A 16,379-nucleotide genomic window follows, 5' to 3' on the forward strand; every position below is an offset into this window, starting at 1 on the left:
ATCGGCGAGACGAAGGTCGGAGATGATCAGATCAGGCTGCCCGCAACCGTCCGCGACGCTGGTAAGGGCGGCCGCACCCGACGCTGCTGTGTGAACATGGCACCCCCAGCTCTGCAAAATCCCGCGCATCCCGTCGAGGACGAGAAGATCGTCGTCGATCACCACTACCCGCTTGCCCTGCGCGAGGTCGGCAGCGTGCAGGGCAACCGGCAACGGCACCGTGTCGTGGAGTTCCGCCGCCAACGGGACCGAGACCGAGAAGCGCGAGCCGCGACCGGGATTGGACTGCAGTTGCACCGGGTGGCCGAGCAGGCGGCCGAGCCGATCAACAATGGCAAGGCCAAGCCCGAGCCCCGCCGTGCGATCCGGAGCAGGGGTCGCCAGCTGGTAGAACTCGCTGAATATGCTCCGGCGTTGATCCTCCGGAATGCCGGAGCCGGTATCGCAAACATCGATGCGCAACTGCGTAGCGCGGCCGCGGCAACCCACCACGACACCGCCGCGCGCCGTGTAGCGCACCGCGTTGCCCACCAAGTTGAACAGGATGCGTTCAAGCAGGATCGGATCGCTGCGCACCCACGCGCTGCATGGTACGACGCGCAGGCTGAGGCCCTTCTTGCCCGCGAGTGCGGTGAACGTCGTTTCGATGTGTTCGAGCAGCCGCTGCACGGGCAAATCAACAGGATTTGCATGCAGGATGCCGGCCTCGAGCTTAGTCATATCGAGCAGCGCCTCAAACAGCTCGTTCATTGACGCCACCGCCGCGTCGATGCGAGAGACCAGCCGTTTGCGCTCCGCCGGCTTCTTTTCGGTCGGCAATTGGGCAACGAAAAGATTGAGGGCGTGGAGCGGCTGGCGCAGGTCGTGGCTCGCCGAAGCGAGGAAGTGCGACTTGTATCGGTCGGCCATCTCCAGCTGCCTGTTGGCCATCTCCAGCAGCCGGCTCTTGTCCTGGACCACGGCATGCTGACTGGCAAGATTTGCCTCAGCTTGCTCAGCTTCGCCGACGACAAAGGTGACGATCGCAATCAGGACGGCCACGGTCACGGTGACCGTGAAAACGAATGTAGTAAGTAGCGCCGCCGAATCTAACAGACCTGTATCGTGTGGCACCATGATCTGCAGCACCACAACTTGCAGCACAGCCAGAATGCCAAGAACCACAAAGAGAAAGAAACGCTCCCTGCCGAAGACAAAGATGAGCGCTGCAGCCACCAAATAGAGCATCTGCAGGCCGCTGCCGGTGCCGATCAGCCAGGTGAGACAGAAGAGATAGGCTTGCATCGTCAAGATCGCGGTCAGCGCGCCGCAAAGCGCTCCGAAGCGGTGAAGCAGCGGCACCGACGCCCAGATCGACGCGCCAAGCGCCAAGACCACGGCAGCCTTCCACAGTCCCGGCTTCGGGTTGAGGAACTCGAGGCGCAGGAAGCTGGCGAAGCCAAACGCGGCGACCGTAGCGCCGATCCATGCCGCCAGATTGACGGCACGAAGCCGCCGCGCAACCTTTTCGGGATAATTCTCGCTGCCGTAGCGAATGTCCGGGAGAAAGCGCACGAACACCCTCTTTTGTACAGAGCGTCTCCTACATCTTAGTCAGAGGGACGCCGACATTCCAGCAGCAACCTCAGGCCAGGCGGGGCTCCCCATGTTGGCAATCGCTGGATCTCATGGCAGCCCGACTTCGCCACCATCGTTGCTCCCCGTGCCGATGAGCTGTTTGGGTGATTTACGGCAATGCATTAGTCCGAGTTTGGCCCAGAGCTGACAAACTTTGAAAGGCTCAAACATGTCCGCTTTCGAGAGTAAGGCGGACCAAGCTTTTTGGCGCCGCGCGGACCTAGATGACGTGCAGCTCGGGCTGCCTCGTCAAAATGAGCCAGGCGGAGGCACAGGTTGGCCGAGCAAAGTGTGCCTTTTATTGTATCGGGATCGCTAGCGGCTGACCCTTTTCCGCTATCATGCAATTAAGGACCTTGGCAGTTTCGGACGAACTCGCGTTCTTCGCCTTATGGACGTGCTTGGCAGGATTGAAAGTTATTTCGCCCGCTTTCAACTCGAAAGGCTGCTCGTGCTCCGGCTCGAACAAGAGTGATCCTTGCAGCATGTAAATCGCCTCATCTCCGGGATGGTAGTGCAAGGCAGCAACGCCGCCGGGTGGAACATCCGCAAGGAAGACGACAACTTCTTTGCCCTCTAACCCTGACATTGGTTTCCGCAATATCTCTGACCGCGTTATTTGTGGCGTACCTTGAGCACTGACATATGTGGCGCCAATGGCCCCTACCGCCACGCCCGCAAAACTGACACAGAGAAGCAATAGCATCCTGTTCATAGGTTTTCCTCCCCTTGGTCAATTCCATCCCATGCCGCAAGAGTAGCATGTTAGCTTAATTGAACTAGAGGCACGACTAGGTCGATATCGGCAATTTCCCAAAGGTGCTTCCGTCTCGCCTAGTTGTGCGCAGCTCTCGCCGCTGTCAGGGGATAAGCAGACATCCGCCGAACGGGCCAAAAATGATGCGAGTGGCCCAACTCGGACCTTTGTCGAAGTCGCGCTTTCGACCCGCTGCTGGGGCATAGCGGACGATTAAGCGTTTCCAATTCGCGCAACGGGCGATTGGGGGGACCAAAATTTGCTCGCTCGCCTGCGTCCAGTTGAGTGACTAGACCGCCGGGAGCAAAGGTCGCTTTCGGGGCTAAGCGGACATCAAATGGCAGGCAGGATTGGCAGAGTCGGTCGAGAATGAACCATCTCCGACTTCACTACTCCGGTATCTGCTCGCCCGATCCGCCGAATTCCGCCGGGAAATCCTTAAACTTCGGGAGACCATCTTTCATGGGAAGTACAGTCTCGGCATAGTTCACATGGACGCCCGGGCTGTATTTTAGCGTGGGCAACGTGGCCGAGAATACGTCCACCAGTCTTAGCGGAGGGTGGTTGGTCATCAAATGGCCGCCGCACTTCTTACAATACTGCCGCTGGCTCACCGCCGTCTTCTGGAAGATGCCAACGTGCTCTGCCCCGGCCGTGATCTTCACTGCTTCTGGTTTCCAGAGGGTGAAAGCATTGATTGGTCCACCCGACCAAGAACGGCACGATCGGCAATGACAATAACCCATGGCTTCCGGTTCCCCGGAGACTTCAATTCGAACAGTACCGCAAAAACACTCTCCAGAATATTTTGCCATCACCAGTCTCCCTTGCTCTGGCAGATACATGCCCGCTCATGGAAACGTCATAAAAAGCTACACCATCGGCAAGAATGCGGAAAGACGCCTCGTGCCTGGACAGGTGCGATGTCGCTTATTGGCCCTTCGCGTCGTTTCGCCGCAAAGCCGCTTTCAGTCGCTTTTGGAGGGAAGCGGACATCAAGTGGCAGGTAGGACCGGCTGGATCAGTCGCGAATGACCCACAAGCGACATTGTCGAGCTTCAATCTGACTACTTCCAAATCACTGGTCGGAATGGCTGCGATGCCCGTCAGGAGCCATCGTCACAGCGGTCGCGTACGAAATAGACCCGACCCTCGACCGGCATGAAGCTGATAACGGAGCGATGCTGCGTCGCAAACGATTCAATGTTTTTTCTGCCGTTCCGGTCCGTTTCTCCGAATGCGTATTGTGCGCCCTTGTCGAGAACAAGACGCGCGCCTCGGCAAACGTCACCCAGCCGCGCTCGTCCGCTGGCAATGCCGATAAGGAGCGGACAAGCGTGGCCTCGGTTGTTCCGTCAAGCCTCACGGCATCCAGCGGAGCGGGAGTGTCTGCCCCAAATAGCATTCGGATAAAGCTCCTTATTCCCATCTCGGGGGTCTCCGGCCGCCGCAGTGGAGTTACCGCGGCTGGCCTGACGTGTACATCACTTTCGCTGTTGCACATATCACGATCGATGTCGCTCTCTTCCGCCGCGAATTGGGAAGACCACATCAAGCATCCGGCCTTGCCGTCCCGGCGCCCGCGCCTATCATCCTGTTGTCGGGCGCGTGACGACGCTCGCGGAAGCCAAGGGGCTGAAATTCGTGAAAGGAAGCCCACAGCCATGAAGCCATCATCTCTGCCAATCGCAGCTTTGGCTGCAGCTGCCATCACCTCAGCCCATGCGGCCAAGCCGCCCCAAGTCGGCGACATCATCACGTTGCAGGTCCAAACGCTCGCCTGCTTCGATCTGGAGAATACCAAGGAGCTGGAACGCACGCGCGCCATGGATGGCCTCTCGGCGGCGCTGCATTTTGTCGACCGCCATCCCCTACCGGACAACCCTGCTCCGGGGGCCGACATGTTCACCAACGTCTGCAGCCGCTTCGGACCAAGCACAATGTACCGGGTCAAAAAGGTTTACGACTGGACGAGCGGCGGGCTTACCCTGTTTTGTATTGATCCGGCGACAAAGTGGGATCTCGGCCCACCAAGCGAGAAGAAAGAACAGCCGGCTCAGTCGGCCGATAATTGCTGGTGGGGGCGCCTCGATTACTGAGCAGATTACCTATGATCCGTGCTGGCGAGCTTGGCCAAGAAATCAAATGGAGGAATGGTGATGTCGGTCCCTTGCAAGTTCGAATGCAGCCTCCTCAGCCACGAAGAATATGAGACGATCCGCCTCACGCACCATCCCGCCATCTATGACGTCGAGGTAGCTCAGCTTGAGGCCATGCAACCCCGATTGCGCAAGATGCGCGATAAGGAGCGAACGCTCTACCGACAAAGGCGGCGAGAGGGGCGCGGAAAAGCCGAGGCTCGCGGAGCAAGCTTTCCAGGAACCGCCGAGCATGCATCAGAACGCAAGCAAGTCTTCGCCGCGGCGCTGAAGCGGCTGAAGAAGGAACTCAGGCGTCTTCACAATCTGGCAGCTCGGACCGCACATGTCGAAGCGGCTCGAAAGGCTCTTGCGCTGCATAGAGCCGCGAATTTCATGACTTATCCCCCTGCCGGAGCTACCGCGAACGAAGGCATGGTGCCGAAGGCGAGCACCCGCCGAAGAAAGATCATTGCAGGCGCAAAAATCGGACGAGTGTCGCAAGCAACGAAAGTCGCTCAAGCAGTGCGCGACGCGCGAGGTGCGTGAGCCTAGTGCTGACCAACGAATCTTAGTACGCGATGCGCCGCTCCTGTGTCGAAGTAAGCGCGTAATGTCGCCCTCTGGCCCATCGCGTCATTCCGCGGCCGCGCAGCAATTTCGTCGCTTTTGGAGACAAGCGGACATCGAATGGCAGGAAGGACCGGCTGGCTGAGTCGCGATTGACCCTAAGCGGTCATACGCCTGCTCACAGCCGTCTATCCATCCGCCTCAAGCTCAGACAATTCGATTGAAGTATCGAAAGCGTAGCCGCCAGTAGGAGAAAACGGAAATTGCGTTTAGGCTAGGCTATCCATTCCGATGCAAAATGACCGGTTCTGGCGTCACTCGCACGCCGCCACATAACCCGACGAGGTTGCCATGCAATCCAAACTCCTGAAGATGCGTTTCGGCCTTCTGTATTCACTTGTTGCCGCTATGATTTTACTTGTCGTGCCCTCCGGATCTCCCGCAGTCGCCGCCGAAGAAGGAGAGGCATTCATCGTCTTGCCCGGCGAAGCACCCCGCTACGGCGGACAGCAGGGCCGAGAGGCGGATATCACCGAACTAGTGGCGACAGCTGAGCAAACTGGGGGCGTGCTCGGCATCTTTCGTCAAACCATTGCGCCTAAGAGCGGCCCTCCTACCCACCTGCACGGAATTGAAGCTGAGTTCTGTTACGTTGTGAGCGGTCAGTTCAACTTCAAACTGGGCGAACGTGTTGTGAGCGCGCCCGCCGGGTCCTTTCTCTTCATTCCTCGCAAGACTCCGCACACGTTCCAGAACATTGGGACGGAGCCCGGTGTGTTGCTGTTCGGCGTGACGCCCGGCGGGTTGGAGAAGATGTTTGCGGAGCGGCAGGGTGTCGATGCCGAGACGAACCAGAAGCTCATGGCAGCGCACCACATGCAAATCGTGGGGCCGCCCCTTCGGTAGGCTCCGCCTGCCTTTTCCCTCCGTCGCTGTTGCGAGGCCACCTAGTTGGCGGCCTCTTCGTTCTTTCCGCCGTGCCGTTTGGCACCCTCTTCGGGGCGTTTGCCACAATCAAACTGGCCCGCTACCCAATGTCGAGGTATAGCGGCCCGTTTCCTCCTAGGCCTCGGGCTCACTTTGATTGCTTCAATGTCGGCTTGTGGCACGAAACGGACATCGCGCGACGGCCGACCTGAGTCCGTTGTCTGAGCAAAAGCGGACATCGTCTTTAGCTAGAATCGTCATCGCGGGCGCCCGACCAAAGGGGTTTCTCCATCAACGCTTCAAAGCATACATCTCGCGAAACTGCTTCTGGATCGCCCGAACCCGTTTTGCGCGGACGGGATGTTTGGTTTGTTGTTTCGGGTTGATCAACACAGTCCATCCGTCAATCCAACATCAGGCGTTGGTAGTTTGGTTCGACGGAACAGGTGGAAAAAGGCGCAGCTGCCGCAATTCGGAATCCCAGCTCTGTGCTAGCAGCCGGAACAGAAGGCGTCCCGACGCGATTCGTCTCGGGCAGGAGCTAGGCAATGCTGATGGCTAAGGCACAGCGGTCCGCCATTCGGACCCTAAGGGGCTGGGCAATCTCGGTGCTGCAAGAAGCCGGCGCCATCCGCGAATGCGAATTTCACGGCTGGATCGAGGACCGCGCCGATCCGTATGCCCGACAGCATGCCGTGGCCGTCGCCCGGGATGATCCCCCGCACGGGGTTTCTCCAGACGAGGCCATCGCCGAAATCCGCGAGGTGCTGGATTCGATTGGCGATGCATGCCCAGAGTGCCCTCCGAAGGATTGAGAGCCGACGCCGAGGCGAAAACAAACTTCAGGCGCCGGCAGCGTTCTGCAAAATCGTATCCGTTCGTCAGGCCGATTTGCGCTGCGGCCTGGCAGCCGACTTCTTTGCCGACGACTTCTTCCTGCCTTCGATCGGCATCAGCATTTCCTTTTGCCCGCTCGCGGCCTTTCGCGCTTTTCTTGTAGGCTTGGTGGGTGCCGATTCCTGACCGACGCTGCGACGCAGAGCTTCCATCAGGTCCACGACGTTGCTGGCCCGTGGGCGCTCCTTCGGAGTGACGGGTTTGCCGGCGCGCTTCTGGTTGATGAGATCGATCAGCGCTTGTTCGTAGTGATCCTCGAACTTTTCCGGTTCGAAGTGGGCGCTCTTCTGGTCCACGATATGCTTGGCGAGGTCGAGCATGTCCTTCGTCAGTTTCACGTCCTGGATGTCATCGAAATATTCGGATTCGGATCGGACCTCGTACGGATAGCGGAGCAGCGTGCCGACGAGACCCTTCTCCATCGGTTCGAGCGCGATGATGTGCTCGCGGCTGGTCAGGACCACTCGGCCGATCGCAACCATGTCCATGCTGCGGATCGTCTCCCGGATGACGGCATACGCGTCCTGTCCGACCTTGCCATCCGGGGTCAGATAATAGGGGCGGATGATATAGCGCGGGTCTATCTCCTCGCGCTTGACGAACTCGTCGATCTCGATGGTGCGGGTGGATTCCAGGGCTATGTTCTCAAGCTCGTCCTTTGTCACCTCGACGAAGGTATCGGTGTCGACCTTGTAGCCCTTGATGATGTCCTCGTTCGGGACCTCCTCGCCGGTCTCCGCGTCGACGCGCGAGTACTTGATGCGGTGACCGGTGTTCTTGTTGATCTGGTTGAACGAAATCTTCTCGACATCAGACGTCGCCGGGTACAGCGCCACGGGGCAGGTGACGAGCGACAGACGCAGAAAGCCCTTCCAGTTGGCTCGCGGGGCCATTTACGCAGAACTCCGTTTCGGGGATGGCTTAGATTCAAGACGATCGAACAGCCATGGTTCCGACATCCGCCGGTCGTCGCGGCCATTTATATTCGAAAATTCGGAGAGCTTGACCTGCGTGAAAAAAACCATCCTCGCCCCCGCTGCCTTTCGATCTCTTCCATATCGGCGAGCATGTTCCGAAAATCCTCCGGCGATGAAGTGTACTTCGCGCTGTCCGGCGTTCCGACGCGCGGGGGCTGACCGAATGTCGGGGCGGATCTGCCGTAGACGCCGAATTGCGCTTGAGGAGCCTCGTAAACGGACGGCGGCATGGGCGGCCATGCCCAACGCGACGATGACGTCGATCTTGTGCGATTGTTTTTCCTTGGCGATGCGCCAGCCGCGCGGGCTCTCGATCGCAACCGCGTGCGATGCCGACAGCCTCATGGCAGCATCGGGATACAAGAGCAAGCCGCGAGCCTCGATCAGCTCCCACAAGCCTTGCGACGCGAGGGTCAGATTGGGAACGGTCTGCGGGAATTCCCGGACCGGCAGGCCGCGCTTCTGCAGCCGCTGCGCCACGGCCTGCATCTGGTACGGGTCAAACCGAATGGCACGCACCGCGAAGCGATTGCACAGATCGATCAGTGTCGCCTCGACGGTGGCTTCGAAGTCGAGCGGCTGGTCCGGCGTCGGCTGGAAGATGCGATGCGTCACCAGCCGCACCCGCTTGTCTGACAGCGGGGTAGTGGCGACGATGGCGGTGGAGTCGTGCTTGACCGAAGCATCGACGCCAATATCAACGAGAAGGTTCTTGTCGGCAAACACCGGCGTCAAGGTCGGATCGACGCAGGCGTCCCACTTCGTCATATCGACAAACGAACTTTCCGACGTGACGAAACGGTTCTCGATCATCCTCAGGAATTGATTGGGGCGCAGAGACCTGCGCATCTCGGCCACGCCTCGGTCTGCCACGGCGCGATCGGATCGTGATGCCAGGCCAGCAGGATGCCATCGCCAGCATGCAGGCACGGTCCGACTTCGGGCTGCGCCAGGCCGCGCCTGTTGAGCTCTTCGAGCAGGACGGATTCGCCGCTGAAACCGGCATAGGTCACGGTCAGCCGGCAGGCGATCTTGCGCGTTGGTGGCGGGATCATCTCGTCCCAAAGCCGGCGCGAGTTCTCGGAGACGAAGCCCCAAAGTTCGTCGAAGCAGCTGATCACCGGGTTGGCGCCGGCCGCGCCAGTATAGTCGCAGGCAACGGCGCTGATCATTGCGCCGTGAAATGCGGGAAACAAGATGCGATCGGCGGTGATCTTTGCCTCGCGCTTCAGTAACGGCGAGGCCTCGACAATGCGCTTGGCAGCCTGGAATACACGGGACGCCGCTTGCTCAAGATCGTTGGCGATGCAGTAGCCTTCAGCAAAGCGGCCACCGAACAGCAGTACGGTGGCGAGCATGTGCAACGCGGCAAAGGCGGTCTTCCCGCTTTTCTTCGGCGCGGCGTAGCACTGCTCCGGATAAAGCAAGCGGCCACTGGCATCGAGCTTGAACGCGTGCGCGAGAAAGTCGCGCTCGGCGGGAAGCAACTTGAACGGCTTGCCGGTCTCGGGATCGTGCAAGACAGTCTCGATGAATTGCACCGGATCAGAACGCCAATGATCAATGCTGCTCATGGCTGCTCGGCCTCGTGCTCCGCCAGGTACTGGCTTAGCGTCGGCCCGGTCGGCTTCCGCTTGCCGGCCTTTCCGGCGATCTCGGCGAGAATTCGCCGAACCTCACTAGAAAGCCTGATCAGATCATCCGCATTGATCGCGTCGCCGTTGATGATCGCGGCCTGCATTTGCTCGCCCTTGATCGCGAGTGCAGCGGCCGTCTTGATCATGGCTGCTTCAGTTTCGGTCAGAACGCCGCCGACCTCCGCGACCTCAGCCGAGAAAAGATCAATCAAATCGCGATATCGGCGGCCGAATTTGCTCGCTCCACGGACACCGATCAGCGTTCGCTTGCCATTCGTGACCGCGGAGCGGCCCTGTTTTTGATGACGCGTAACTCGCTGTGAACTGAGGTCCGACATTGCATCAGCATAAGCAGAGTCGGGCCACTTGCAAGGGGCTTAGGATGGGACGGGAAGATGGGACAGGCCTGAAAATGCAGCAAATTCAATGCTATCAGGCGGAGAATGTCTCCGACGCAAAGAATTTTGCCTTTAAAATCAACAATTTAACGGGCCGATCGGAACCGCGGCAGCGGCCCCGATTGCCAGCGATCGGTAGCACCGGATGTGCCGAAAACTGGCACGAAAGGTGCCACCCCTGGTGCTCGGCTCGGCAATTTTATTTTACGCTCGGGTTTTGCGAGACGGAGCGATCGGCCCGGCGCGGTTTTCTTTCTTGTTCCCGTTAGAAGGGCCCGCGGCGAGCCTCCAGCGAAGCCGCCCTTGAGGGCCCTTCGAACGGAGGGGGGGTATGGGGGGATGTTGGCAGGGGCGATCGAAGGGCGTTTGAACCCGATCGAAGGGGCGATCGAACCCCGATCGAAGGGCGTTTGAAGGGCGATCGAAGGCGATTGACCCTACAAATTTACCGTTTTGCATTGGGTCAAGTTGCTTTCTGAAGCTCTGTTTTCTTTTCTTTCAGCTCGGCGATCTGCTGCCTAAAAGGCGCAGGGCTGATGCCAGCCATGCCCGCGAAACCGATCTTCGTATTCAATTCGGCGATCTCGATTTCGAGCTTTTCAATTGGTGACGCATCACGATAACGGCGCGCCTCCGAGCATGACTTCCGCGCTTCGTCGATGCGGTGCGGAAACCTTTCCTTCCATGCTGCAAAGCCCATCGGGGCAGCCTTCCAGTATCCCAAATAATCCGCGTGCTCGGTGCTTTCCTCATCGCATTTGTCGTAAAGGTAATATTCCGATCCCTGTCGGTGCAACATGCGCACGCCCCACGTCCCCGGCAATTTCATTCGCCGCAGCGCGCGGGTTACGGCGACGCGATGCTTTTTCTCGACGCGCCAGCCGGGATACAGGCGCTCGCATATTTCGCGAACGGTCCAAGCGCCATGTGGATCGCTGGCGATCAGGTCGGTGATCGTTTGCTGTACGCGGCCAGGTCCGCGGCTCATAAGTGTTTCCTCTTGATCGCCGTTGGCTTTTGGAAACATTTAACGGTTGCCGGTCCGATGCTCATTGTTACGCCTCCTTTCGCTTGATGATCGTCACCTGTCTTGATTTTGGCCCGATCGTAGTGACCTCGATCTTGCCGCTCGCAAACAGCCTCTCTTGAGCCGCGGCTAAGACCCTGGCCTTGCAGCCGCGGGCTTGCGGCATGCTCTCGAAAATTGCGGGCGCATAGCTTCTGCCCGTGTATGGCCCAACTCTCCGGCCTTGCGTCTCGACCGCTCTCAGGCAGTCCAGATAGGCCGAATCGACCTTTGCCTCTTCGGATGCGCGTTCAACGAGCGATGGTGTCCCGACGGGCACAAACAGGCCCGGCTTCTGCCAGCGTAACAGGTGCCTTTGGCCGTCCTTCCCGTAGTTTTGCTTTTTGATGACAAGCTCGCGAAGCTCCGATGCCTCGTCGTCCTTCACACTGCGAAGCCACATGCGGGCGCGGGCGGCATTGTGCCACTGAGTTGATCCCGAACTCCCTTCGTCGCTATTCAGCCCGGCGTAGCTCACATGCTGGAAACCAAGCACGGCGCTGCCGCAGAGACCGGCCATCCGCTTCATGAAGCCGACGTTCTGCCCGACGATGGAACGATCGATCTCGCTGCCGCCGAACGCGATGGAGATATGGTCGATCGTCACGAGAACCGGGCGCAACGTCTCAATTGTTTTCTCGAGCCGCAGCATTGTCATCGTCGGTTTGACGAGGCCATCGCGGCCGACGGTCGTGAGCATCGTTTCCGTCGGCGGCGGGCAATAGATGCGAAAGCCTTTCAGATCACCTAGCCGCTTGCCGCGGCTCTCCACGATCACGACGAGGCGGCGATGTAATTCTTCCTCCCGCTCTTCGGGCGAATAAAGCAGCACCGGCCCGCCGTGCTCGACGGCGAAGCCAAGGCAATCGGTTTGCATGTTGACACCGACGGCAATCTGACATCCCAGCAACGTTTTGCCGGCGCCTCCATGTCCATTGAGCAATCCCGCCTCGCCGAGCGGGATCATATTTCGGATGATCCATTGCCGCTCCGGCGGCTTCTGCCCGTCCCAATCTGCCGGGTCTATCGTTTCGAGCGGTTCGATGTCGGCCGCGTCATCCGGTCGCCTGGCGCCGTAGTCATCGAACGACTGCGCGTCCGCGCCGTTCGTGCGCGGCTCACCTTCGATCACGTTGTCGATCACAGCGGCGATGTATTCGTCGCTGAAGTCCCTGGCGCGGCCGTCTTCCCAAATCATTTTGCTCGCTGAGGCTGCGCTCAGGCGGCCGTCGCGGACAAGGGAACCGAACGCTTCCGCGCGTCCCTCGAACTCCTCGAATTGAGTCTGCCTTTTGCTTTTTGGAAGCGGATCGATCTGCGGCGCCATGTTTACAGACTCCATCGCGCAAAACTCTGGCTCAAAACTTCTTGCAGGGTGTCTTGCCCGTACCGCGCAACGAGACCCTGCGCCTCTGCGTCCGCCTGCAGCCCATCAACAGCCTCTTGCAATTCGTAGAGGCCGGCCGCGACCAAATCCGCCCTCGCTTCCGCGCGGCACCTGAAGACGACGAGCGGGTCCGGCGCCGCGCTTTGATGATCGATATCTCGGACCGTGCTGTTCATCGAAACTCCGGCGCAAACGGAATGTCATCATCGAACGGCGCCGCGCTGGTCGGCATGGCGGTGCCTGGTTCGATCGTTTGCTTCACGATCGCGTCCGCGGCCTTGCTGCCTACCGGCGCGGCCTTCGGCTTTCGCTCGCGGCGCAACGGCAAGATCGCGTCGACGAAAACCGTCCGCGAAATTTTGCCGTTGTAAAGCTCGAGCCGAAGCGAACCTTGCGCAGCGAGCTGGTCGCCCTCGCTTAATCGCAGCAACTCCGCCTGCACGGTCTCGCTGAAGATCAACAAATTCCAAAAATCGGTGGTCGCGTTATCAGCCGATGCCGTGCGGATCGCTGCGGTCGCGTAGCTCTTGCCCTTCGAAGAGGTTCTGATTTCGGGATTCTTGAAAAGCGAGCCGGAGACGAGGACGTGAACACTCATCGCGCGCCCCATGAATCAAGGACCGTCCTCAGCGATTCTTGCTCGGCCTTGTTGACGATCTCGCAACGTTGCCACGCCACCGGCTCGATCAGAGCTTTGATCTCCCGTTCGACGCAATCGCGGAGATCGTTCGGGTCCATGGCGTCAAGCTCCCAGCAGTGACGGCCGTGGCTGGCGACGAACCATTTGTAGCGCGGGTCTTTCTTCTTATTGGCCGCCGGGAATGACTGCAGTCCCTCCAGTTGTTCGAGCGTGAGGGCAATCCGTATCAGCCTGACGTGATCGCCTCCGTACCTGGACAGCCGCGCGGGCAAGTCCACCTCCGACATGAACATCCCGGAGGGATCGAAGTCGCCGACATAGAACACGATCAGCAGTCGGCCGTCGTCATCCTGAGCAACATCATTGATCGTCGTCGCGCCGCTAAATCCGTGCAGCACGCGGAAGCCGACCGCATACTCGTCGAGCACAGGCGCGAGCACGCCGCGCACCGTGCCCTTTTCGGACCAGACTTCAACGCGAACTGGCTGCTGATTCCAGAAGTCGCGGCGATAGGAGCGAGCGACAACGCGGGCGTACTGCTCGGGATCGTCCCATGTGGCAACCCGCTCGAACTCGCGGGTCTCGTCAACGATCCAATCCCAAGGAATGTCGCCTTGCTCGCGAGCTTTCAGCAGCAACCGATAGACGCGCCGCATCTCGTTGCGCTCCATCGATGGAATCAAACCCTGAGTGAACAGCTTGTATCCGACACCGCGACCGGTGATCGGCTGCGCCGCTTCGGCGATGACGCGCATCGCCTCGATCAGGTCGAGCGAGCCCTGCGCCATGCCTCGACCCATTATTTTGGTACCTGTTCCAGAATACTCGGTCATGCTCGCACCTCGCCGCGGCGCAGGAAGTCTGGAATCGGGCCGGCGATGTCATCGAATTCCTTGATGTTGACGGTGCCGATCGGGTGCCATTGCCGATCGGGAAAAGTGATATGCGAGCCGGCGCGCTCAGCAGTCTCGGCTTCGGTTGGCTCTGGCGGGGGCAAATCAGGCGACTTCGCCTCAGGCGAAGTCGCAGAAGGCGGCTCGGCCAGGTCCGGCAATGTCCGAAGTTCCGCGGCCGCCGCCGGATCGATCTCGCCGCAGAAACGGTCGCAACAGCGGATCAGGGCCGACCGGGTCCGGCAGTAGCTCCGACCGCGCCAATCGTCTGTCGAGTGCCTTTCCGGGCGATTGTCGCCGGTTCCCGCCGGGACGTTCCGACGTTGCAGAATCCATTGGATGCCGTCACGGCAGAGGATCACGCGCCAGGCGGAGTTGAGGTAAAGCGCGGGGTAGGAGGTGGCGGATTCTGGGAAATGAGATGCTTGCGGAAGTTCCGGAGTCCGTTTAAGCATCTGGCACTCCTTTTGATCGGGGAGACTTTTGGTCGCGCTTGCCGGCGAGATCGGCGAATTGGTGGTGGAGCGGCGCAAACCTGCCGCCCCGAAATGCGCGAACGCCGCTCAAATCACGGAGCGGCGTTTTGCGATTTCAGGAGGTGGCGTCTTCCGGGATGCCCAAGAAGGCGCGGCCGGATTTTCCGGTAATCAGTGTGCGACCAAGAGGGTCCTTAAACAGCTCCAGCACGCCCTTTTTGCCTAGCTCGTAAACGCTTGTTTTTCCGGGACCACCGAGCGCCTGATAGCCCGCCAAGGTGAACGCTAAGGCATCGCGGCGCTGCAAGCCGCGGGGTGCGCGGGGGCGCGTCCGCTTCTTGCCGCGCTTCTTGGGGGGGTTGGATTTTTTCGTGATCATGTGCAAAGCCCTCCGGTTAAACGGGGCTCGCGGCACACAAAATAAAAAAAGCCGGCGAGACCCAGGATTTTCCTGAGAATCTCTTCCGGCCATCCAGCCTGTTCGCGGCGCTCAGTCAGCTAGCCATCCGGCCCTGACGATCTTGCAGACACGCTAAGAGTTTAAGAGGTAACTGAAACGCATTCGCGCGAATCAGCAACAGAATCGCCTATAGGCTCCGCGCCATTTCCCGTCAAGGTCCTTACGAGAACGAAGGTGGCCGTCACGCGCCGCGCCCGAACGCGATCACGTCGCCGGATGGACGAACGCTCGGCATGTCGCAGAACGCGCCCCACGCATCGGCCAATTGCCGGCGCTGCTCACGGAATGCCGCGCGAGCGTAGGCCGCTTCGACCTTGTCTCGGTTGCCGTGCGCCAAGGAAATTTCGGCGACCTCGCGCTTGAAGCTGGTCCTCTCGTCGATCCACGTCCGATACGTCGCGCGGAAACCATGCACGGTCGCGTCGCGGCGCCTCATCTTCCGCTGCAACAGTTGCAGCATGTCATCCTTGCCGATCGGCTCGCCGTCGATCTGGAAAATGAAGTCACCGTCGCGGGTCCGCGCCAGCTCTTGCAGGATCTCAACGCTGCGAGCGTCAAGCGGCACCTTATGCTCGATGCCCATTTTCATGCGTGCGGCGGGCACGGTCCATTCCCGCTTGGCCAGATCGACTTCGGCCCAAGTAGCAAACCGCACCTCGCCCGCGCGCGCCGCGCACCTGACGGCGAATTCCAAGCAGCGGGCGACAACGCCATCGATGGTGCGCAGCTCGATCATGAAATCGCCGATCTCGTCATAGTGCATCATCGCGTGATGTTGCGGCACCCGCGCAGCCTTCGCACGCTTCGCCATCAGCTCCTTGAGATTCTCCTCCCAGCGCGCAGGGTTTTCACCGCTGCGCTGTTTCATCACCTTGGCGCGACCTAAAATCCGTTCGATCCGGCCACGCACCCGGCGCGCGGTGGTCGACTTCTCGACCCAAATCGGCTCAAGCACGGCGACGATATGCGGGACGTCGATGCTGGCGACCGGCATCTTGCCGAGAATCGGAAAGGCATGATCGCGCAAGCTCTGTTCCCATTGTGCAGTCTCACCGTCCGACCAGCCGGAGCGATGCGCCTCGATGTAATCGATGGCGGCGCGCTCGAAGGTCGGCGCCGTGATCGCGTTGAGGCGGGCCGCGGCGTGGTTGCCGGCCTTGCTGGCGAGCGGATCGAGGCCGTCCTTGTGCTGGTCAAAGAGGTCTCTGCCGAGCCTGCGAGCCTGTGCCAGCGTCACGCCGCGACGGCCGGCGGCCGGTCCTAGTCCCATCTCCCTGAGCTTGCCGTCCTTGCGGTAGCGCAGCGACCAGTATTTGGCGTCCGGCCCGCGGACGGTCAAAACCAGCCCGTCGCCATCAAAATAGCGGCCCGGTTTTGCTTTTTGCACTGCAGCGGCGGAAAGTCCTTTGGCGCGGCGCGGCATGAATTCCTCCCATCTATCCGTCCCATCTATATGGGCCCGAACGGGGACGAACGCAAGCGGAAACATGCGGCGAGGTATTTTGGCTAAGTTTTTGATCTAGCAGGAAATAAAAGGCT

The 16,379-nt window shown here is 59.9% G+C and carries 18 protein-coding genes; 3 read left to right on the forward strand and 15 right to left on the reverse strand.

Going from position 1 to position 16,379, the window contains the following annotated elements; translation table 11 throughout:
- From VNX23_RS12005 to VNX23_RS12015, 3 genes are all read right to left on the reverse strand, one after another.
- Positions 1-1,554: hybrid sensor histidine kinase/response regulator (locus VNX23_RS12005; RefSeq protein WP_325630261.1), on the reverse strand; the 1,554-nt coding region annotated here is incomplete at its 3' end.
- Between the two features lie 361 nt (positions 1,555-1,915).
- Positions 1,916-2,332, reverse strand: a complete 417-nt coding sequence (locus VNX23_RS12010; RefSeq protein ID WP_325630263.1) for a cupin domain-containing protein — start codon at positions 2,330-2,332, stop codon at positions 1,916-1,918.
- A gap of 431 nt (positions 2,333-2,763) precedes the next feature.
- Entirely contained in the window at positions 2,764-3,189 is a 426-nt protein-coding gene (locus tag VNX23_RS12015) for a GFA family protein (protein ID WP_325630265.1), read from the reverse strand.
- A gap of 366 nt (positions 3,190-3,555) precedes the next feature.
- On the opposite strand from VNX23_RS12015, the gene VNX23_RS12020 reads away from it, so the two are divergent.
- The 3 genes from VNX23_RS12020 (at position 3,556) to VNX23_RS12030 (ending at position 6,824) form a co-directional block, all read left to right on the forward strand.
- Entirely contained in the window at positions 3,556-4,473 is a 918-nt protein-coding gene (locus tag VNX23_RS12020; protein ID WP_325630267.1) for a hypothetical protein, read from the forward strand.
- Between the two features lie 960 nt (positions 4,474-5,433).
- Complete coding sequence (locus VNX23_RS12025; protein ID WP_325630269.1) at positions 5,434-5,988, forward strand: cupin domain-containing protein; 555 nt, start codon at positions 5,434-5,436, stop codon at positions 5,986-5,988.
- 569 nt (positions 5,989-6,557) lie between these two features.
- Positions 6,558-6,824 (forward strand): hypothetical protein, encoded by a 267-nt coding sequence (locus VNX23_RS12030; protein WP_325630271.1) that lies wholly within the window; start codon positions 6,558-6,560, stop codon positions 6,822-6,824.
- 66 nt (positions 6,825-6,890) lie between these two features.
- Here VNX23_RS12030 and VNX23_RS12035 read toward each other — a convergent pair whose 3' ends face one another.
- The 12 genes from VNX23_RS12035 to VNX23_RS12090 form a co-directional block, all read right to left on the reverse strand.
- Complete coding sequence (locus VNX23_RS12035) at positions 6,891-7,799, reverse strand: Ku protein (RefSeq protein WP_325630273.1); 909 nt, start codon at positions 7,797-7,799, stop codon at positions 6,891-6,893.
- Positions 7,800-8,732: a terminase TerL endonuclease subunit gene (locus tag VNX23_RS12040; RefSeq protein ID WP_325630275.1), complete on the reverse strand. Its 933-nt coding sequence runs from the start codon at positions 8,730-8,732 to the stop codon at positions 7,800-7,802.
- Entirely contained in the window at positions 8,699-9,457 is a 759-nt protein-coding gene (locus VNX23_RS12045; RefSeq protein ID WP_325630276.1) for a terminase large subunit domain-containing protein, read from the reverse strand. Before VNX23_RS12045 ends, VNX23_RS12040 begins: the two co-directional genes overlap by 34 nt.
- Positions 9,454-9,858, reverse strand: a complete 405-nt coding sequence (locus VNX23_RS12050; protein WP_325630277.1) for a hypothetical protein — start codon at positions 9,856-9,858, stop codon at positions 9,454-9,456. Before VNX23_RS12050 ends, VNX23_RS12045 begins: the two co-directional genes overlap by 4 nt.
- 523 nt (positions 9,859-10,381) lie before the next feature.
- Positions 10,382-10,945, reverse strand: coding sequence for a hypothetical protein (locus VNX23_RS12055; protein WP_325630278.1), 564 nt, complete (start codon positions 10,943-10,945; stop codon positions 10,382-10,384).
- 28 nt (positions 10,946-10,973) lie between these two features.
- A complete protein-coding gene (locus VNX23_RS12060; protein ID WP_325630280.1) occupies positions 10,974-12,311 on the reverse strand; it encodes an AAA family ATPase in 1,338 nt (445 codons plus the stop codon).
- A 2-nt stretch (positions 12,312-12,313) separates the two neighbouring features.
- A complete protein-coding gene (locus VNX23_RS12065; RefSeq protein WP_325630282.1) occupies positions 12,314-12,547 on the reverse strand; it encodes a hypothetical protein in 234 nt (77 codons plus the stop codon).
- On the reverse strand, positions 12,544-12,969 hold the full coding sequence (locus VNX23_RS12070; protein WP_325630284.1) for a single-stranded DNA-binding protein: 426 nt from the start codon (positions 12,967-12,969) through the stop codon (positions 12,544-12,546). The genes VNX23_RS12065 and VNX23_RS12070 overlap by 4 nt, the downstream gene beginning before the upstream one ends.
- Positions 12,966-13,766 carry a hypothetical protein gene (locus VNX23_RS12075; protein WP_325630286.1) on the reverse strand — a complete coding sequence of 267 codons (801 nt, stop codon included), beginning with the start codon at positions 13,764-13,766 and terminating at the stop codon, positions 12,966-12,968. The genes VNX23_RS12070 and VNX23_RS12075 overlap by 4 nt, the downstream gene beginning before the upstream one ends.
- Positions 13,767-13,840: 74 nt before the next feature.
- Positions 13,841-14,359: a hypothetical protein gene (locus VNX23_RS12080; RefSeq protein ID WP_325630288.1), complete on the reverse strand. Its 519-nt coding sequence runs from the start codon at positions 14,357-14,359 to the stop codon at positions 13,841-13,843.
- A 136-nt stretch (positions 14,360-14,495) separates the two neighbouring features.
- Positions 14,496-14,759 (reverse strand): hypothetical protein, encoded by a 264-nt coding sequence (locus VNX23_RS12085; RefSeq protein WP_325630289.1) that lies wholly within the window; start codon positions 14,757-14,759, stop codon positions 14,496-14,498.
- Between the two features lie 262 nt (positions 14,760-15,021).
- The gene (locus VNX23_RS12090; protein ID WP_325630290.1) at positions 15,022-16,263 is read right to left on the reverse strand and encodes a tyrosine-type recombinase/integrase; all 1,242 of its coding nucleotides are present in this window, start codon (positions 16,261-16,263) and stop codon (positions 15,022-15,024) included.
- Positions 16,264-16,379: the final 116 nt, after the last annotated feature.

Origin of the sequence: Bradyrhizobium sp. (genome assembly GCF_035570375.1) — a bacterium.
Lineage (GTDB): Bacteria > Pseudomonadota > Alphaproteobacteria > Rhizobiales > Xanthobacteraceae > Bradyrhizobium.